The sequence below is a fragment of the Cellulophaga sp. L1A9 genome (genome assembly GCF_009797025.1).
GTDB lineage: Bacteria > Bacteroidota > Bacteroidia > Flavobacteriales > Flavobacteriaceae > Cellulophaga.
This window is the reverse complement of the sequence record NZ_CP047027.1, coordinates 4,015,667-4,036,437: the sequence shown is the minus strand read 5'-3', so window position 1 is coordinate 4,036,437 and position 20,771 is coordinate 4,015,667. Positions and strand designations below refer to the sequence as shown.

Below are 20,771 nucleotides of genomic sequence, written 5' to 3'. Positions count from 1 at the left end.
GAATTAGTTCACTGCGGGGTTATTTGTTTTTTAAGAACTTATGGAGCACTCCCGAAACGTCTTCCGATAATTTAAAACGATATAAAACCCAAGTATAAAGTACTACGATTAAAATACTTTTTATGATAATACTTAGAATGGGGTGAAAAGGAATTGTTATAAAATAAAAAGCAATTCCTAGCACTATCAATACTAGCAGCACTTTAAACATTGCTATAGAAAAAGGAAGAATTCCGAAGCGAACTTTAACAAAGACTATTTTTAAGGTGTTATAAATAAAAATTGCAGAAAAGGATGCTATTGCCGCCCCTATTAACTCATATTCAGGAATAAGCCACATATTAAATAGTATGGTTATTATCGCCAAGAAGACCCCTAAGATGAGTAGCATTTTATAATAATCAGAGTTGTATAAGATAGCATTATTATTCCCTAAAACTGCATCATACACTTTTGCTAAGCCTATTAAAAGTACAACAGAAAATCCTTTACTATAATCATCCGATAAAAGCGTATAAAGATCTCCTAGATTTAGTATAATCAACAAATAAATTAATCCTGAAATAATGAACAAGGTTAACGCACTTCTATGATAAAGGTTTTTTAAACTATCTGTATCATTTTTAGTCAAAATTTCAGCAGTTAAAGGATATACAATTTGGTGCATTGCTCTTGAAGGCACTGAAATTACTGTAGCAATAAAAATAGCTACACTATAGTAGGCTACATTTTCAATTTTAATATATTGATTAATCATCACCTTGTCAACTTCCAATAATACTACTGCCGCAGAACCTCCTAAAATTATTAAGGCACTATATTGAATAATTGTTTTGGTATTAGCAGGAAATTTGAAACTTATGACTGGCATTTGCAATGAATAGGCATAGAATTTCATGATCAGCATTCTCAAAATGTAAAGAACCACTAAGCTTATTAAAAAAGTATCAATAGAAATCCAATTAAAATAAACCATCACAAGGAGTATAGTAACTCCTAATCGTGTAAACACTTCTTTCAAAAAATTACCAAAAATAGATTTCATATGCACTTTTGCCCAAGCATAGAATATCTCAAAATAAGCCATTGACATTCCTATAATAAAAATGTACCAGACATAGCCTTTTACAATAGGATTTTCTTTTGCTAAAAAGTTACCAATAGCATCATAAGCTACATACGATATTAGTGCAACCGGTAGTATTAAAAATAACGGCAAGACCAACATTAAAGTTAAAAACCCATTTTTATATGTGCTTTCTTTAAAGCCACTAAAGTACTTCACCAAGGTATTTGGGATCCCAAAAGCCAATAGAGGCATTAGTACAGCAGAAGCGGATAGAATAACACCTACTAATCCATAATATTCATCGGTTAGAAAACGGGTATATAAAAACAGTGTATTTACAGCACCTACAGCAAAACCTAAATAGGTTATTATTGTATTATTAAGTGACTGTTTGAGTACGATTCCCATTAGATAATTGCTGCTAATTTTCGGGTAAGTTCCCTCCTGCTATACTTCGCTATATTTGTTGAAGCTATCTTTAAATTTGAAGTTTTATACGCTTCAAACCATTCTAAAAGTAATTCCTTTATCCTAATATCTTCTGTATAATCAAATGTTTTCCCTGCCTTAGTATCTTCTAAAATAGTAGAAACATCCCAGTTTTCAGGTCCAATAGCCAGAATAGGCCTATTTGCAGCTAGGTATTCAAAAAGTTTACCTGGAATAATTCCTTGCGTCTCCTTTGCGTTTATTTCGGTCAACAACAAAATTTGAGATTGTTTTTGCAGTTGTAAAGCAATATCATGAGCAACATAACCTACCAATTCCACATACGGTTTTAAATGATGAGCGTATATCGTATCTAAGACATCTTCACTAACCACACCAATTAATTTAAGTTTAAAAACTTTTTTAAACTCAGCATTTGACGCTATCAATTCAGAAAGAATACGCCATAAATTTTCTGGATTTCTACCAGACAATAAAGATCCTATATGTACTATCGTAAAGGCAGAATCTAACGTATTCCCCTGATTTTCTTGTACATCAAACCCATTGGTAATCACCGTAATCGGTTGCGACGTTAGCGCTTCAAACTCCTTTTTTGTGGTAGGGCTTGTAACAAGTATAGTATCTGCAGTATTCAAAACACGTTTTTCTAAAAATTTATGCCTCTTCTTTGCTGCCGCAGTTAATTTAAGTTTTTTATGATAGCCTATAGAGGTCCATGGATCTCTAAAATCTGCCAACCAAGTAATACCTAGTTTTTCTTTTAAGGCCAAACCAATAAGGTGCACACTATGCGGAGGACCTGTGGTAATGATCGTTTCAATATTTTCTTCTTGAAGTAATTTAGTAATAGCCTTCACGGAAGGTTTTATCCAATATTTACGGGCATCAGGAATAAATAAATTTCCTCTAATCCAAAGTAAAATTTTTTCTAAAGTAGACTGATTTTTAGTTTGAATAATCCCTGAACTTATACGCTTTGTTTTTTTACTCGATAAAAAACTGGCCAATTGATAAGGCTCAAAAATAGTTTGCTTTACTGTTTTTATCCCTTCTGGAATTTCTTTTAAAAAAGCGGTATCTCTAATTGGATAATTTGGATTTTCAGGGATAAATAATACGGGTTCAATATTAAAATCCCTGAGGTATTTTACAAATTTTAACCATCGCTGTACACCTGGGCCTCCTGCTGGTGGCCAGTAGTATGTGATAATTAAAACTTTCTTCATTATTCTTTTTCTTGTTTACGAGTCCTTGAGAAAGTAAACCCAATAGCCGCTAAAATTAATAGTCCTAAAACCCCGGAGCTAAATAACACTATTGTTGACCCTTTTTTAATTACTTCAGGTTCAAACTTAAATACAATAGTATGCTGCCCGGCAGGTACGACCAATCCTCGCAAAGCATAATCAACACACATATGTGGTTTTAACTGTCCGTCGATATAGGCATTCCAACCATTTTCATAATACATTTCTGAAAAAACAGCAAAACCTTTGTTTGCATTATCAGAAACATAAGAGATTTTATTGGGTTGATATGCTGTTAATTGTATTGTAGCCAAGGAATCTTTTTTATACTGAAACTCCGTGATTTTTGGATAGTTCTCGTTATTAATAACGGCTTTATTCTTGGTATCTAAATCTTTCAATGCTAAAATTTCATCGGAGCTTGTACGCTCTTTTTCCAAAGTAGAAATAAACCAAGCATTGCCATTAGCATCTGGGTTTTGAGCAGGAAAGCTCCCCTTTTCATCTTGTTGAATGATATACTTAACGTTAAGCATATTCAACACGTTTAAATTACCGGTATAAATATAAAAATCGAATAAATCCTGAATTTTTGCAGGCTTAGCTGCATGATATCCACCAATAGATTGGTGGTAGTATGATGTACTTGCCCCATTTAAACCTTCTGCTGGATTGTAAACTCTAAACACTCCATCATCTTGTTTTATTAATTTATCTACTTCTGTTTCAGGAAACGGGGTAGTCATTGCACGTTGGCGTACAAAATCATCATCGTTCACATAGCGTTTCGCAACGCCGACTAAATCAAAAAGAATTAATAGCCCAACAAGCAATACAAATACATTCTTGTTTATTTTCTCTTTAATAAAAAACCAAAGTACCGTAGCTGCTAAAAAAACAAATAACAAAGAACGTAACGTATCATTTGTATATACAGCTTCTCTATCTAAACGAATCATGGTCATTAGTTCATTCCCATAATTTTTTTCTAAATACGGATCACTAGCTCCTTCAAAATGGAATAGACTTTTGGTTAACAAGAGTAATATTCCTAAACCAATACTGATACCAAAACTAATTTTTAGTGCCGTAATTTTCCTTGCTTTATCTACTTTACTATCTAAAAGTGAGTTTAATGCTAGTATAGCTAAAATAGGTACACATAATTCAAGGATAACTTGAATAGATGAGACTGCTCTAAACTTATCATATAGCGGAAAGTAATCAATCATAAAATCGGTAAGGAAACTGAAATTCTTTCCCCAAGAAAGGAATAGTGACATAATAACACCGCCCAATAGCCACCATTTTATATTTGATTTCACGAGAAATAAGCCTAAGAAAAACAAAAAGAAAAGTACCGCTCCAATATACGCTGGGGCAGAAGTACCTGGCTGATCACCCCAATATAAAGGCATTCCCTTACTAAACTCTAATGCTTGTGATGGAGAAATATTTCGCTCTACCAAAAAATCATAGGTATTAGATTTTTTCCCTAAATCCTCTGAATTTGAACCACCAAAAAGTCTTGGTACAAAAAGATTTAAAGATTCTGTAATACCGTAACTGTATTGTGTGATATACTCTTTACTTAACCCACCTGTACTTTCTTTTGGTGTGCCATCTGGGTTAATTGTTAAATTACTTTTGCCTCGTGTACTCCAATCAGCATACTCCTTAGTTGCCATTAAACTAGTCGCATTTGTAGCAATACCCAGTAAAACAGCTATCAATAAAACTCCTACTGCCGTAAAAAAGTGTTTTAATTCCTTCTTTAGTATTGCATCTATCAAATAAACAACACCTAATATTAACACTAAGAGCATAAAATAATAGGTCATTTGGTAATGGTTTGCATTTATTTCGAGTGCCATAGCTATGGCCGTTAAAATAAAACCCCAAACATAATTCCTTCGAAAAACCAAAATGATCCCCCCTAGAAGCATGGGCAAGTAAGCAATAGCATGTGCTTTTGCATTATGACCTACTCCTAAAATAATAATTAAATAGGTAGAAAAACCAAAAGCAAGCGCTCCTAAAACGGCCAGTCTATAATCTACTTTTAAGCAACTAAGCAATATATAAAAGCCCAATAAATAAAGAAACAAATAATCTGCAGGACGCGGTAAAAAGCGCAAAGCTAAATCTACTTGTTTTACAAAATTATAAGGATAATGCGCCCCCAGTTGGTAGGTGGGCATTCCGCCAAATGCACTGTTGGTCCAATACGGTTCTTCTCCTGTTTTCTCTTTAAAATCCGTTTGTTCTTTAGCCATACCCGTATACTGGGCAATATCTGACTGAAAAATAACTTTACCCTGTAAGACTGGAGTAAAAAAAGCTACTGCAGCAACAATAAAAATGGCAATAGCAAAAAAGTGAATTAAAAAAGCTCTAAGATTACTTTTCATTTATAATTCTGTTTACAAAGAAATACGCAGCAAATAGTAAAGAATTATAACGCTTTAACTTCTCGTGAGTATCTTGGTTGGTGGTTAAAAAAGAGGGAAATTAATCAATTTCTTCAAAATCTATATATTCTCCGACTTTTTTCGAAGAATTAGATTTTCTAGTAGTGTTTTTATCTATAATCACATCACCTTGTTCTGTGCTTTTTTGTGGTTGCTGTTGGGTGTTAAAACCTTCTAACTTTTCTCTAAAATGTTGTTCCGCTTTTTTACCCGCATAATTCAATATTTTAGGCGCAAATAATTTTATTAATATTTTAAATAAATAATATACTAATAGTATGATTAATATCGTTTTTAAGAAAGCCATATTGTTCAAATAATTAATCTCAAAAATACAATTATCAATCCGCATTATGGCGATGAAAATCTTAAAATATTAATAAAACCGTTGCATTCAGTACGCCACAGAACTATATATCATGAAAAATTTTCTTCTATTAGCTATTTTTCTTTACTCAATAATAGCTTCATCACAATACACCGATGTCATCAATTCTAACCGTCCTGGGCAATCTGTAAGTGCTTATGCGGTAGGTAAAAATGTAATTCAGGCTGAATTTGGGATTGGTTACGAACAACAAGACCATGTATTATTGAATTCAGAATCTAATATTTTAAGCACAGAACTAGCCCTACGGTATGGTCTTTTATTTGAAAAATTAGAGATTACTTATGAAGGTGTTTATCAAAAAGAAAACATTACCTATTCCAATTCTTTTCCGGATCAAACGATAACCGATTTTTCTAGAAATAGATTAGGATTAAAATATTTAATCTACGATCCTTTTAAAAACCCCGAACGCAATAAACCAAATCTTATGAGTTGGAAAGCTAACCATAAGTTTCAATGGCGTAATTTACTTCCTGCAGTATCTCTTTATGCAGGCGCAACATTTAATTTAGGTGATAACCCTTACTATATTGGAGATGGTACCGTTACACCACGTGTAATGCTTGCTACGCAAAGTAAAATTTCTCCAAGAGTTGTTTTTATTACGAACATCGCTTATGATAGAATAGGATCAGAATTCCCTGAATGGAGTTATATTATGTCCTTAACTCACGCTTTTAGAAATCCTAAATGGAGTATTTTCTTAGAACAACAAGGAATTAAGAGCGATCGGTATGCAGATGCATTATACCGAACTGGTATTGCGCATTTATTTACTAAAAATATGCAAGCAGACATTACTTTTGGAGGTAGCTTTAAAGACACGCCTACACGTATGTTTGGTACCCTTGGTCTTTCATATCGCATAGATAAACACCAAGATAAAATTGTTCCAATTGACGAGCAAAAAGGTGGTGAAAATGGACAGATTGGCAAAAAGGACATGAAAAAGAAAGCTAAAAAAGCTAAGAAAGAAGATGGTTCAGGCGCCGAAGATGTAGATTTAGGTCCGACGAAAAAACAATTAAAGAAGCTTAAAAAAGCAGAAAAGAAAAAGAAAAAAGAAGATAACGGTGCTATTGACTTTTAACACCTTAGCTTTTAAAAATTAATTTTACAACACATTAACTTCACAACACGCTTTAAGATGTTGATTAATATTGTTAATATTGATACTATAAAAGAGCACACATGATTACAGTTTCAGAAGTTAAGACAACAGCAGATCTTAAAAAATTTGTAAAATTCCCTTTTACCCTATATAAAGATTCTAAATATTGGGTTCCACCAATCATAGCTGATGAGATGGAAACCTTTAATAAGGATAAAAACCCTGCATTTAAAGATGCAGAAGCTACCTTATTCCTAGCCTATAAGGATAATGAAATCGTAGGGCGTATTGTAGCCATTGTCAATTGGATAGAAATTAAACAACAGAAAGTATCCAAAATGCGTTTTGGATGGTTTGATTTTATTGATGATTTAGCAGTTTCTAAGGCATTAATAGAAAAAGTTCAGGAAATAGGGACTAAAAATAATCTGGAGTACATGGAAGGCCCTGTTGGATTTTCTAACCTAGATAAAGTAGGAGTTCTTACCGAAGGTTTTGACGAAATTGGAACGATGATTACTTGGTACAACCATGCTTATTATGTAAATCATTATGAAAATTTAGGTTTCGCCAAAGAAAAAGAATACATGGAGAACAGGTTTCCTTTCGCCAATGCCGATCCTAAGTTTTATGCGAAAGCAAACGTGTTAATAAAAAAAAGATACAATCTACGCCCTTTAAATTTTACAAAAACTAAAGATGTAATGCCCATGGCTGATAAGATGTTCGATTTATTTAATGAATCTTACGCTTCCCTTTCTTCTTTTGTGCCTATTACCGAAATTCAAAAAGCCTATTTCAAGAAGAAATATATTAGTTTTATTAATCCTGAATATATAAAATTTGTAGTTGACAAAGACGATAAACTTGTAGCGTTTAGCATTGTAATGCCGTCATTTTCTGAGGCTTTACAAAAATCTAAAGGGAAATTATTCCCAACAGGGCTTTTTCATTTATTAAAAGCAAAAAAACAAAGTAAAGAGGTCATCTTTTATTTAATAGGTGTGCATCCTGACTACCAAAACAAAGGAGTTACCGCTATTATATTTAATGAATATTACGAAACTTTTACGGCTAGGGGCATTCTAAGTTGTGTTAGAACTCCTGAATTGGAGGAAAATATAGCCATAAAACAATTATGGAAAAATTTTAATCCTGAAATTTACAAACGAAGAAGAACGTATCGAAAAAATCTATAATCGTTTCAATATAACATAAAAAAAATCCCGAGATGTAAGTTAATTACTCTCGGGATTTTTAATTCTATATGTTTCTTACTTCTTACTCACCCATAGCGGCAGCTACGGCAGCAGAAAGTCTTTTATAAGTTCCATTTTCCAAACGTTCTCTAATCTCTGAGAATGCTTCTAAAGTAACACTAACATCTTCTAAGGTATGTGTTGCTGTTGGAATCATACGAAGTAATATTAATCCTTTTGGTATTACTGGGTATACTACAATAGAACAAAAGATCCCGTGGTTCTCACGTAAATCTTTCACTAAAGCCATTGCCTCAGGGATACTACCATTTAAATATACAGGAGTTACGCAACTTGTTGTCGTTCCAATATCAAAACCACGTTCTTTAAGACCGCCTTGTAATGCATTCACGTTTTCCCACAACTTATTTTTAAGTTCTGGCATTGTACGTAACATATCTAGACGTTTTAATGCTCCTTTTACGTAAATCATAGGTAATGACTTCGCAAACATTTGAGAACGTAAATTGTATTTCAAATAATCTATAATTCCTTTATCCGCAGCTAAAAAAGCACCGATACCGGCCATAGATTTTGCAAAAGTTGCAAAATAAACATCAATTCCGTCTTGAACACCTTGCTCCTCACCTGCTCCAGCACCAGTTTTACCTAAGGTACCAAATCCATGTGCATCATCTACAAGAAGTCTAAAATTGTATTTCTCTTTTAAAGCTACAATTTCTTTTAATCTACCTTGCTCACCACGCATACCAAAAACACCTTCAGTAATTACGAGGATCCCACCACCTGTTTGATCGGCCATTTTAACAGCACGTTCAAGGTTTTTTTCAAGGCTCTCAATATCATTATGTTTAAAAGTAAAACGCTTACCCATGTGTAAACGCACACCATCTATAATACAAGCGTGAGAATCTACATCATAAACAATAATATCATCTTTACCCACCAACGCGTCTATAGCAGACATGATACCTTGGTATCCGAAGTTTAAAAGATAAGCAGTTTCTTTACTTACGAAAGTAGCTAGTTCTTGCTCTAATTGTTCATGAAAATCGGTATGACCACTCATCATACGCGCACCCATAGGGTATGCAGCTCCATATTCTGCTGCTGTTTCTCCGTCAACTTTCTTAATTTCCGGTAAATTAGCAAGACCTAAATAATCATTAATACTCCACGTTAGAACTTCCTTTCCTTGGAATTTCATACGATTAGAAATAGGTCCTTCAAGTTTTGGGAATACAAAATAACCTTCAGCTTGCGATGCCCATTTCCCTAATGGTCCTTTATTCTCGATTATTCTTTCAAATAAATCTCTCATTCTAAATTAAATTGAATTTACCGCAAAAGTAAAGATTTTTAGTATGTTTTCATAAAATATAGATACAAAAAAAAGCAATGATTCAAATGAACCATTGCTTTAAATTAATATTATTAAATTATGTTATTTTATATACTGCACTTCTGGTATCTCTTCCGTAGATTTTGCACTTGTAAAACCTTGATCAGACATCCATTTATCACTGTATACTTTACTCATATATCGAGATCCGTGATCTGGAAAAATAACCACTACATTGCTATTTTCAGTAAACTCACCTTCAGCATCTAATTGCTTGATTGCCTGAAGGGCTGCACCACTAGTATACCCCACAAACATACCTTCTTTTCTAGATATTTCACGAGCAGTATGCGCACTTTCTTCATCCGTAACTTTTATAAACTTATCTATTACATCAAAATCAATAGAGTCCGGAATTAAATTTTTACCTAAGCCTTCAATCCGGTATGGGTAAATTTCTTTACTATCAAATTCTCTAGTTTCGTGGTATTTTTTTAAAACAGAACCATAGGCATCCACTGCTATAATTTTAACATTTGGATTTTGTTCTTTTAAGTATGCTGCTGTTCCAGAAATTGTTCCTCCAGTACCACTACAAGCTACCAAATGAGTAATTTGCCCATTTGTTTGCTTCCAAATTTCGGGGCCGGTAGATCTATAATGTGCTTCTGTATTTAATTTATTAAAATACTGATTGATGTAAATACTATCTTTAGTTTCTTCGTGTAAACGTTTTGCTACTTGATAATAGGATCTGGGATCTTCAGGAGCTACATGTGCAGGACAAACATAAACCTCAGCACCCATAGAGCGCAACATGTCTATTTTATCTAGTGAAGATTTTGAACTAACGGCTAAAATACACTTATACCCTTTAATAATACTAACCATTGCAATACTAAAACCAGTATTACCTGAGGTTGTCTCTATGATTGTACTACCAGGCTTAAGTAAACCTTTATGTTCTGCTTCTTCTATAATGAAGTTTGCAATTCTGTCTTTTGATGAGTGGCCTGGATTGAATGCTTCTACTTTAGCGTAAAAATTACCAGTTAATGATTCTGCTACTCTATTTAATTTAACTAATGGCGTGTTGCCTATTAGTTCCAAAACGTTATTATGAGCGTTTATCTTATTTTCCATTTGTTGGATCTAAGTTATACAACTATTGTCAGGTTGTTTTTTATGATATATACATAACAATAAGATGCAAATTTATTGATTTTTTTTCATTAATCGATTTTCTTTTCCAAATCAATTAAAAAAGCATACTCTTTTGCTACTTCTTTTAAGGCTTCAAACCGTCCAGAAGCACCTCCATGGCCCGCGTCCATATTGATGTCAAATAACAATAAATTCGAATCTTTTTTCAAATCTCTTAATTTGGCTACCCATTTTGCTGGTTCCCAATATTGCACCTGAGAATCGTGTAATCCTGTTGTGATTAATAGGTTTGGATATGCTATTGCTTTTACATTGTCATACGGAGAATATGATTTCATGTAGTCATAGTACTCCTTTTCATTTGGATTCCCCCATTCATCATACTCCCCAGTAGTTAACGGTATAGTATCATCTAACATTGTGGTCACAACATCTACAAAAGGCACGGCTGCAATAACACCATGGTACAAACTAGGTTCCATATTAACAATACCCCCCATAAGTAAGCCTCCAGCAGACCCACCTTCCGCATATAAATGTTCTGGACTTGTATATTTATTTGCAATCAAATATTTAGAACAGTCTATAAAGTCTGTAAAAGAATGCTGTTTTTTCAAGAGTTTACCATCTTCATACCATTGTCTCCCTAAATATTCACTTCCACGTACATGAGCAATGACATATATAAAACCACGATCTAATAAGCTTAAACGAACCGTAGAAAAATTAGGATCTAACGTATAGCCGTAAGATCCATAGCCATATTGTAACAAGGGGCTAGAGCCATCTAGCTTAGTGTCTTTATGGTAAACAACTGACATTGGTATTTTTACGCCGTCTCTCGCTGTTGCCCAAATTCTTTCGGAGGTATAATTCTCTTTATGAAATTTTCCGCCCAATACTTCTTGTTCTTTTTTAATATCCTTTTCCTTAGTACGCATATTAAAATCGATAACCGAACTAGGCGTTGTAAGCGAATTATAGCCGTAACGCATTACTTCTGTATCAAAATCGGGATTAGTACTCACATATGCCGTATAGGTTTCATCATGAAAAGGCAGAAAATAGCTTTCATTAGAATCCCAACGCACAATCTTAATTTTCGCGAGTCCGTTTTCACGTTCAGATATCACATAAAATTCTTTGAAAATCTCAATATCTTCCAGAAGTACGTCACTCCTATGTGCTATAAAATCTTCCCAATATTTTGAGTTGGTTTTATGTTCAGATGTCTTCATTAATTTGAAGTTCGTGGCATCATCTTTATTTGTCAGAATATAAAAATCGTCCTTATAATGGGCCAAAGAATATTCAACGCCACGTTCTCTTTCCGAAAAAATAGTGAAATTACTATCTGGGGCATCAGAATTTATAAATCTATATTCAGTCGTAAGCGTACTTGTTGACCCAATAATAATATATTTTTTCGATTTTGTCTTATATACGAAACAATCGTAAGTTTCATCTTCCTCATGGTACACCATGGTATCATCGGCTGCTGCTGTACCTAAAACGTGCTTATATATTTTATCAGAACGTAAGGTTATTGGATCTTTCTTAGAATAGAAAAATGTTTTGTTATCACCGGCCCAAACTGCTCCTCCGGTAGTTTGCTCAATGATATCATCATAAACTTCTCCGGTAGTTAAGTTTTTAATCTTTAAAGTGTATTCTCTTCTTGAGACATTATCTACCCCAAAAACTGCCAATTCATTATTAGGACTCACAGCAATACCGCCAAGCTTAAAATAATCAAAACCTTCGGCCATTGTATTACAATCGAATAATTCTTTTGATATCGCATTATCCATATCTGCTTTTCTAGAATAAATAGGATATTCTTTTCCTAATTCATAGCGTGTAGAATACCAATAACCATTCTGCCTATAAGGCACCGAAGAATCATCTTCTTTTATTCGAGATTTCATTTCGTCAAACAATGTATTCTGAAATGAAACAGTATGTTGCATCATTTTTTCATAGTATGACTTTTCTTCATTTAAGTAGGCAAGTACCTCCTCATCTTCTCTATCATTTAGCCAATAATAATCATCAATTCGTGTATCTCCGTGAATCTCTAATGATTTCGGCATCTTTTTTGCAACAGGTACTATATTTTGAGACATAATTTTTTTATCACTTTTACAAGAAGCAACAAAACTAAGACTTAAAAGAAAAATAAAAGCTTTTTTTACCGTACATATCATAGTATAGGAAAATTTAACACCACAATTTATTACTTTTGAAGATTAAATACTAATACAAAAACTATGTTTGGAGATATAATGGGCATGATGGGAAAATTAAAAGAAACCCAAGAAAAGATAAAGCTTACTAAAGAAAGAATGAATACTATCCTAATAGATGAGCAATCTTCTGACGGGAAACTAAAAGTTACTTTAAACGCCAATAGAGTTATAAAGGAAATTTCTATTAACGAAGAATTACTAGCCGATAAAGAGCAATTAGAAGATTATCTACTATTAGTACTAAATAAAGCAATTGAAAAAGCTTCTTCTGTAAATGAAGCTGAACTTTCTGCTGTTGCGAAAGACGGAATGCCCAATATTCCTGAAATGGATTCGTTATTTAAATAATTAAACACAAACCAATGAAGAAATTACTAATTGCAATTTTATTTCCTATACTCCTATCTGCACAAGGGGATTTAAAAGAAAAAAAAACAAATTGGCTTACGGATTATAAAACAGCAGTAAAAAAAGCAGAAAAAGAAGATAAGAATATTCTCGTTTTTTTTACCGGCAGTGATTGGTGTCCTCCCTGTATCGCTTTAAAGAAAGATTTTTTTGAAACTCCTTCTTTTGATGAGTATTCTAAAGAATACGTCTTATTATACGTTGATATTCCAAGAAACAGAGATTTATTAAGTGCCAATCAATTAGCACAAAATAAAGAACTAGCCTCTAAATATAATAAGAGAGGAAGTGTTCCCATGTTGAAGGTTATCAATGAAAAGGGAAAAGAATTAGGCGCTTTATCTGGATACAGTATGAATGGAGAAACACAATATCACGCTAAATTTTTAGACAGATACCAAAATTAAAGAATTTATTCTTGTAATTACACTACCTATAAAAGCCGCATTTTAGATTCCTAAAATGCGGCTTTTATGCTTTGTATACTGCCTCATAAATAACTTTTAAGCGCTGCTTTATCTAAAAGAAGATCATGGATCCCATAAAAAACCTAGGACACCTAGTCTAATTCTTATGTAACTTAAAAGTTAGCCTCTACTACACCCAATAAGCTATAGCCCGCTATAAACTTAAATACAAGGCTTCGTTGCCCTATATATCGTGTGTTACATTATACTATCAAAAAAGAAAACACTAAGAGAGAAGCACTTTTTTTTATAGTTAATAGCATTAGCTTACTGCCCTAAAAGAAGAGCGCAATGCTAATAAACTAAAAAAAGCCCTCTGAGAACAGAGGGCTTTTTCGTGACTAACTTACTACTTTACTTATAAACTTAGTTATTGATTAATCTAAACTGAGTTCTTCTATTTGCAGCGTGCTCTCTTGCAGTACAAGAAACACCATCTTTACATCTATTTAATAATTTAGTTTCACCATATCCATTTGCAACTAAAAGACTTGAATTTACTCCTTTAGAGATAAGGTAATCAGCAACAGCTTTTGCTCTTCTTTCAGAAAGATCTTGATTAGAAGAAGAAGCTCCTTGAGAATCTGTATGAGAAGCTAATTCAACTTTTACACCAGGATTTTGAGCTAATACAGGCATCAATCTGTTATCAATAATACTTTTAGCTTCAGAAGTTAACGTAGCACTACCTGAATTCCAGTTTATTGGTAAAGCTTGGTATTCTACTAGAGAACATTCAACTTCTTTCCAGCTAGTTAAACCACCTTTTTGTTTTAATACTTCCTTAGATACTGTTTTTGTTACTGCAGGAATAGTTTCTTCAACAGTATACCGCATCTTTATCTAAGACAGTTTTTGTAATGTTGTATTCAGCAGGAATAATTTCTTCAATTACTTTAGCTTGTTCTATTAAAACTCTTTTAGTATACGTAGCATCTCTAGATCCTATTGGAGTTTTACTAATACTTGCCGCATTAGATAATAATGTAGTAGAAACCGTTGTAAATTCTGCAGGATATCCCTTATAACACCAATATCTACAATCATCTGGATTACCAGAAGAACAATCAGGAGCAGGTGCACCTAGTTCCCACTGTGCATAAGCTGGTTTGATTTCAATTGTTTCAGATCCTGTTGTAAAAGATGCAGGAGAAATACTTAATGTATTACCACCTTGCTTAGAAGTATAACTAATTGTTTCTGTACCCCATTTTTCAGGAACAACTGTTAATTTTTTTCCAGCCGCTTTAATTTCTACGTTTTCAGTTATTGTTTTGAAAGTTGCAGGAACAGTTTTTAAAACTGAATAAGCTGGCTTTAATGTAATTGTTACCGTTTCGTTTACGTAAACATCTGGTGTTGTACAACGTACGTAACATTTACCTGGTTCAGGATTAGATGGCAAATCTTGTGCCATCGAAAAAGATGCAGTAAAAACTGACAATAAAAATAAAATTTTTCTCATTTTAAAATGTGTTTTGTTATGTTAATATTTAGTACTGCAAATGTATTCTCTTTCTTAACTAATCTATTTGTTAAAGAAAACAAAAAGAAATTTATCGTCTAAATACGTTTTTTACCGACGAACAACCTATAAATTATCATACTACCGTAATTTCTTACAAAAATACACTTAGATTTTTCTGTTTTTTTTCGTATTTTGAACAAAAAAAACATGAATCATGGTAAAATATTTCACACATAACACTGGAAATCATGCTTTTAAATTGGAAAATGAGCGCGGAAATACCCTTTTAGAAAGCATACCCTACACAGATAAATTAGAATTAGAAAAGGTTGTTGCTAATTTGAGCACCTTTATAGAAAGGCCATTATTATTTGAACGTAAAACAAATTATAAGGGAGAGTTTTTATTTATGCTTAAGAATAATGAAGGAAAGGTTATAGGAAATTCTAAGCTTTATAATTCTGAAGCAGGGATGGAAAATGGTATTAAGAACCTCAAGAAGATTGTAGTCCCTAATACCAATATTTAATACTAATTTATAATTTCTTTAAAATTGATAAAAATGCCTCATGCATTTCATCCGTATAGTCCAAGTGCGTTACAATTCGTAATTTTCCTTGCCCCATACCTATTATATGTACATCATTAGCAGCTAATTTTTTTAAGAAGTTTTCTGCACTTACTAAAGTTTCATCAATTTCAAATATGATGATGTTCGTTTCTATAGGTTCTACCTTTTTAATAAAGGATAGTTTTTGCAGTACCTCCCCTATTTCTTTTGCTTTCTTATGATCTTCTGCTAATCTTTCTACATGATGCTCTAAAGCATAGGATGCTGCAGCAGCCAAATATCCTGCCTGACGCATACCACCTCCCAAGAGTTTACGAATTCTAATGGCTTTTTGCATTATTTCTTTGTTCCCTACTAAAACAGATCCAACAGGGCAGCCCAAACCTTTACTAAAACAAATGCTTATAGTATCAAAGAGCTGACCATACTGTTGTGGAGTCTCCTTTTTAGCAACCATAGCATTCCATAAACGCGCACCATCCAAATGGTATCCTAAATGATGCGTTTTACACACCGACTGTATCCTTTTCAATTCTTCAAAATCCCAACAAGCGCCCCCTCCTTTATTGGTGGTATTTTCAATACAGACCAAGGTTGTCAAAGGACTGTGATAAAAATCTGGCGGATTTATAGCTTCTTCAACCTGTTTGGCTGTCATCATTCCTCTTTCTCCATCTACTAATTTACAGGACACACCGCTATTAAAACTGATTCCACCACCTTCGTAGTTATATACATGAGCATATTTATCACAAATTAACTGATCTGCTGGTTGTGTATGTAATTTTATAGCTGCTTGGTTTGCCATGGTACCACTAGGAAAAAACAACGCAACATCCTTATTAAATAACTGAGCCACTTTCGCCTCTAAAGCGTTTACAGAGGGATCTTCTTTAAAAACATCATCTCCTACTTCTGCTTCAAACATGGCTTTTAGCATTCCAGACGTTGGCTTTGTTACCGTATCACTAATTAAATTTATTTTCATTGATTATGTTATTGCAGATTGGAGCATTAAACTTATTGCATTCCTATCAATTTCTCGAATTTAAACACTACTTTCTTTGTGTTGCCTCATTAATAACAATCCATCCCAATGGGTGAGCCATCTGGAATTTTTTCTACTGGTATTATTTTAAATGTTTCTGGATGCTCCTGAAACTGTGCTATTCTAGTTGCTATTTCAAAAGAGAAAGCATCCGTATTTTGTAGATATTTACGTTTTAAATCATTCAATTTTAAACGTGCAATAGCATTTACTTGACCGTGAACTTCATCATTAGCCGCTAAGTTCATTAAATAATACAAGACACGATAATTGATTGCTTTTTGAACTTCGGTAAGATATGCATCGTTGAAGGTTTTATTAAAAGTAGCATCAATCACTTGATCTAACACGTCTTCTAACCCTAAGTTTTTATCGTCTAAACTTTTTTGCGCTATTAATTTAGAGGCTCTTTCTGGATGCAAAAGAAATACTAAAGGAACATCGGCAGCAGTTTCCGCAGCAGAAATAGGATCAAAAGCAATACCTGTTTTACTTTTGAAAGATTCTCTTGATCTCGGATTCCCAAAAGCTCTGGGAGGAAATAATCTTAGCTTTTCTTTAGGAATAGCCACTACCTTAGCATCTAAAGTTTTCAGCACACTTTTTAATGCTTCTTTCTGAAGCTTGCTATCTAGGTTCTCTACGACCATTTGCTGATCTCCCTTAATGGCATAATTAAAATCTATCCCTCCAACTAGCTTGGCTGCTGCTTCTACCTGATACCTGTGAAATAAATACAATGGAACGAAAACGTCTTCTAAAGTGGAATATGTTTCTCCTGTTTTTATATTATCCACAGAGAAATTATCAATAGCCAGCGCTCTAACCTTTAAAACGTTTTCTAATTCTTCACTCGCATTAGCACCATTATCCCATAAGTGACTTAATCCATTTGTAATGCCTTTGGGTCTAGAGTCTTGATCCGTAATATACCTAAGACCTTTATCTTGAGCATCTTTAAGGATTTTATTTAATTCTTTATGCTCCTCTTTCTCTTTCGTAAAATCTGAATACGAATAGGCAACTATTACTTTATCCCATGCTCCTATTCCCGTAGCATAAGCTTCTGAAAAATCAATTTTACCACGTTTGATGTTAAATTGAGGATGCGGATAATCCATCACTGAAGCTCTATCATTTGTGCTCGCTGCAAAATTATGGGAGAACCCCAATGTATGGCCAATTTCATGTGCAGACAATTGGCGTATTCTCGCCAAAGCCATTTCAAGCATAGGTTCATAATTATCATCACGTTCTTCAAAAGGCTTATCCATTAATGCTTGGGCAATTAAAAAATCTTGTCGAATACGTAAACTACCTAAACTCACATGGCCTTTAATGATCTCGCCAGTTCTAGGATCCGTTATACTACTGCCATAACTCCACCCTCTTGTAGAGCGATGTACCCATTGGATCACATTATACCGAGAATCTAATGGATCTGCATCTGCAGGTAACATTTTTAATTGAAAAGCATCTTTATAGCCAATTGCTTCAAAAGCCTGATTCCACCATGCACCACCCTCTAACAACGCACTTCTTACCGGCTCAGGAGTGCCGTTATCTAAATAATATACAATAGGCTCAACCGCTTCACTAATGGCTGCATTTGGATCTTTCTTTTCTAAACGATGTCTTCTTATGAATTGTTTTAAGATAGCCTCTTGTACTGGGGTAGCGTAATCATAATAAGAAAAAGGATAAGAACCACTTCTTGGATCATACCCTCGCTTTTTGAAATTAGCATCAGGTAGTTCTATAAAAGAATGATGCTGCGCTACGGTAATTAAATCTGCATTAGGAGCAACGCTTCTTAATTCAGAACCCTTAGCATCTCCTTTAAAGGTTAGGATAACATCTAATTCTATATTCTTAGGGAAGGCCTTGGTGCGCTCTAAATCAATAGCGCTTTTGGATTTATCTAAACTAAAGGATCCTTGTTGCGCACGTTTTAACCTATTTACCACACCATGCGTATCTTGCATGAGGAAGTCAGTTATATCAATAATATATTTTCCATCCTTTTCTTCTTCAATTTTAAATCCAAATAATACAGATTTGGCAAAAGCTTGTGCCACCGATTTTTTCTCTAAAACATTATCCGTTAAAGCTCTATATTTTAAGTTGGGCTGAATTAATAATAATTTATTACCCGCCTTTTTAAAATAAACAACCTGTTCATTTCCTAATTGGCCGCGGTCTAAACCTATGTCATTGCTACCAATACCATTACTTAAGGCATAAACATATAGAAACTCCTTATTTAAGTCTTCTACTTCTAGATATACCTTATCATTTTGGTCATCATAGAAAACATCAAAAAATCCGTTAAATTTCTGAAAGCCCTTACTTTTTTCAGAAAATTGTGCTGTAGTGGTTAGTGCTACAAATAATAGCAAAAGGAAAGGCATCTTTTTTGGTCTCATTTTCAGTGGTTTTAGATTTTAAAATTATAAAAAAACAATGACCTTTTTTAGAAATACACCCCAATAGCTATAAAAAATGAGATTATTAATAATCATTGAGAATTATTATTTAAATATTAAATTATAGTCCGATTATTATTGAATTAATGCCAATAAAGTCTACAAAAAACAGTAAATTAACTCAAACACTATTTATATGACAAATATTGAGAATAAAATCTTTTCATCTTACGAAAAAGATTCTGAGTTGTATGATGAAATTTTTGATGCTGATGGAAAAATCAAAGAAATTTACCAAAAACTCTTTAGCTTATATGGGGAGCAATCAATTGCCGACTATGTAAAACTAAATTCAAAAGCAAAAGCTTCATTTTTTAATCAAGGTATTACCTTTCAAGTCTACGGAGATAAAGAGACAAAAGAGAAAATTTTTCCTTTTGATCTTTTTCCTAGAATTATTGACCCTTCTGAATGGGAGATTATTGAAAAAGGATCCATACAAAGAAGTAAAGCTCTAAACCTTTTTCTTTGGGATATATACCACGATAAAAATATAATTCGTGATGGTATAGTCCCCATGGATTTAATAAGTTCTTCTGTCAATTATTTAGATCAAATGAATGGTATAGATCCTCCTGGTGGTATCTACAATCACATTTCAGGTATTGATGTTATAAAACACAATGATGGCAAATACTATGTATTAGAAGATAATATCCGTTGCCCTTCTGGTGTTAGCTATGTTATATGTAATAGAACTGCTTTAAAACGCGCACTCTTTGGTGTTTTTAATCATTACCAGACCTATTCTGTGACCAATTACGCTGAAAATCTTTTAGATCTCTTAGAAAGCGTTAAACCTCACGGTGTAGACATCCCTAATTGTGTGGTTATTACTCCTGGCATGTATAATTCTGCGTTTTATGAACACTCTTATCTAGCAAAGACCATGGGTGTTGAGCTTGTTGAAGGTCGAGATTTATTTGTTGAGAACGATTTTGTATACATGAAAACGATAAAAGGTCCTGTAAAAGTAGATATCATTTATAGGAGAATAGATGATCAATTTTTAGATCCATTAGAATTTAGGGCGGACTCAGCAATAGGCGTTCCTGGATTATTTGCTGCCTATAAGAAAGGAAATGTTACGCTCGCAAATGCTCCTGGTACCGGAGTTGCAGATGATAAAGCCGTTTATACTTATATGCCTCAGATTATTAAATATTACTTAGACGAGGAACCTATATTAAATAATGTACATACCTATCATTGTTCAAGACCTGAAGAATTAAAGTATGTTTTAGAAAATATAGGGAATTTGGTGATTAAACCTGTCGATGAAGCAGGTGGTTATGGCATATCTATAGGGAATAGACTTAGCAAAGAAGAAATAGAAAGAGTTAAAGCTGAAATCTTAGCGAGTCCCCGAAAGTATGTAGCCCAACCTATAATGTCCTTATCGGTGCATCCTACCTATATTGATGATACCGAAGAATTTGAACAACGCCATGTAGATTTAAGAACCTTTACCGTATTAGGTAAAGACAAAGAATTTGTTCTAAAAGGCGGTTTAACGCGAGTAGCACTTCAAAAAGGAAATTTAATTGTTAATTCATCTCAAGGCGGTGGTTCTAAAGACACTTGGGTACTAAAATCTATTTAATAT

15 protein-coding genes and 1 pseudogene are annotated in these 20,771 nt (G+C 33.5%); 6 read left to right on the top strand and 10 right to left on the bottom strand.

The window, feature by feature from the left end; genetic code table 11:
- Positions 1–19: 19 nt before the first annotated feature.
- The 4 genes from GQR94_RS17750 to GQR94_RS17735 form a co-directional block, all read right to left on the bottom strand.
- Positions 20–1,477 (bottom strand): oligosaccharide flippase family protein, encoded by a 1,458-nt coding sequence (locus tag GQR94_RS17750; RefSeq protein WP_158977702.1) that lies wholly within the window; start codon positions 1,475–1,477, stop codon positions 20–22.
- A complete protein-coding gene (locus tag GQR94_RS17745; protein ID WP_158977699.1) occupies positions 1,477–2,748 on the bottom strand; it encodes a glycosyltransferase family 4 protein in 1,272 nt (423 codons plus the stop codon). Before GQR94_RS17745 ends, GQR94_RS17750 begins: the two co-directional genes overlap by 1 nt.
- Positions 2,748–5,180, bottom strand: a complete 2,433-nt coding sequence (locus tag GQR94_RS17740; protein ID WP_158977696.1) for a YfhO family protein — start codon at positions 5,178–5,180, stop codon at positions 2,748–2,750. Before GQR94_RS17740 ends, GQR94_RS17745 begins: the two co-directional genes overlap by 1 nt.
- A 100-nt stretch (positions 5,181–5,280) precedes the next feature.
- The gene (locus GQR94_RS17735; protein WP_158977693.1) at positions 5,281–5,547 is read right to left on the bottom strand and encodes a DUF4834 family protein; all 267 of its coding nucleotides are present in this window, start codon (positions 5,545–5,547) and stop codon (positions 5,281–5,283) included.
- Positions 5,548–5,659: 112 nt separating this feature from the next.
- Between GQR94_RS17735 and GQR94_RS17730 the strand changes: the two genes are divergently transcribed.
- Together GQR94_RS17730 and GQR94_RS17725 are read left to right on the top strand one after the other, a co-directional pair.
- Complete coding sequence (locus GQR94_RS17730; protein ID WP_158977691.1) at positions 5,660–6,721, top strand: transporter; 1,062 nt, start codon at positions 5,660–5,662, stop codon at positions 6,719–6,721.
- A 101-nt stretch (positions 6,722–6,822) separates the two neighbouring features.
- On the top strand, positions 6,823–7,941 hold the full coding sequence (locus GQR94_RS17725; RefSeq protein ID WP_158977688.1) for a GTP cyclohydrolase: 1,119 nt from the start codon (positions 6,823–6,825) through the stop codon (positions 7,939–7,941).
- Positions 7,942–8,023: 82 nt separating this feature from the next.
- Here GQR94_RS17725 and GQR94_RS17720 read toward each other — a convergent pair whose 3' ends face one another.
- The 3 genes from GQR94_RS17720 to GQR94_RS17710 all read right to left on the bottom strand — a co-directional run bounded on the left by GQR94_RS17720 (position 8,024) and on the right by GQR94_RS17710 (position 12,675).
- A complete protein-coding gene (locus GQR94_RS17720) occupies positions 8,024–9,283 on the bottom strand; it encodes an aminotransferase class I/II-fold pyridoxal phosphate-dependent enzyme (RefSeq protein WP_158977685.1) in 1,260 nt (419 codons plus the stop codon).
- A 123-nt stretch (positions 9,284–9,406) separates the two neighbouring features.
- On the bottom strand, positions 9,407–10,447 hold the full coding sequence (locus GQR94_RS17715) for a PLP-dependent cysteine synthase family protein (protein WP_158977682.1): 1,041 nt from the start codon (positions 10,445–10,447) through the stop codon (positions 9,407–9,409).
- 89 nt (positions 10,448–10,536) lie between these two features.
- Positions 10,537–12,675: a S9 family peptidase gene (locus GQR94_RS17710; protein WP_158977679.1), complete on the bottom strand. Its 2,139-nt coding sequence runs from the start codon at positions 12,673–12,675 to the stop codon at positions 10,537–10,539.
- Positions 12,676–12,738: 63 nt separating this feature from the next.
- Between GQR94_RS17710 and GQR94_RS17705 the strand changes: the two genes are divergently transcribed.
- Both GQR94_RS17705 and GQR94_RS17700 read left to right on the top strand, forming a co-directional pair.
- Positions 12,739–13,065 (top strand): YbaB/EbfC family nucleoid-associated protein, encoded by a 327-nt coding sequence (locus tag GQR94_RS17705; RefSeq protein ID WP_158977676.1) that lies wholly within the window; start codon positions 12,739–12,741, stop codon positions 13,063–13,065.
- A 14-nt stretch (positions 13,066–13,079) separates the two neighbouring features.
- Positions 13,080–13,532: a thioredoxin family protein gene (locus GQR94_RS17700; protein WP_158977673.1), complete on the top strand. Its 453-nt coding sequence runs from the start codon at positions 13,080–13,082 to the stop codon at positions 13,530–13,532.
- Between the two features lie 426 nt (positions 13,533–13,958).
- Here GQR94_RS17700 and GQR94_RS17695 read toward each other — a convergent pair.
- Positions 13,959–15,057: pseudogene (locus GQR94_RS17695) on the bottom strand (OmpA family protein).
- A gap of 217 nt (positions 15,058–15,274) precedes the next feature.
- Here GQR94_RS17695 and GQR94_RS17690 point away from each other — a divergent pair.
- Entirely contained in the window at positions 15,275–15,589 is a 315-nt protein-coding gene (locus GQR94_RS17690) for a YegP family protein (protein WP_158977670.1), read from the top strand.
- Between the two features lie 7 nt (positions 15,590–15,596).
- On the opposite strand, the gene GQR94_RS17685 is transcribed toward GQR94_RS17690, so the two are convergent.
- The gene (locus tag GQR94_RS17685) at positions 15,597–16,619 is read right to left on the bottom strand and encodes a low specificity L-threonine aldolase (RefSeq protein ID WP_158977667.1); all 1,023 of its coding nucleotides are present in this window, start codon (positions 16,617–16,619) and stop codon (positions 15,597–15,599) included.
- Positions 16,620–16,708: 89 nt separating this feature from the next.
- Positions 16,709–19,105: a zinc-dependent metalloprotease gene (locus GQR94_RS17680; RefSeq protein WP_158977664.1), complete on the bottom strand. Its 2,397-nt coding sequence runs from the start codon at positions 19,103–19,105 to the stop codon at positions 16,709–16,711.
- A gap of 196 nt (positions 19,106–19,301) precedes the next feature.
- Here GQR94_RS17680 and GQR94_RS17675 point away from each other — a divergent pair, with 196 nt between their 5' ends.
- Entirely contained in the window at positions 19,302–20,768 is a 1,467-nt protein-coding gene (locus tag GQR94_RS17675; protein WP_158977662.1) for a circularly permuted type 2 ATP-grasp protein, read from the top strand.
- The last annotated feature ends 3 nt before the right edge of the window (positions 20,769–20,771 follow it).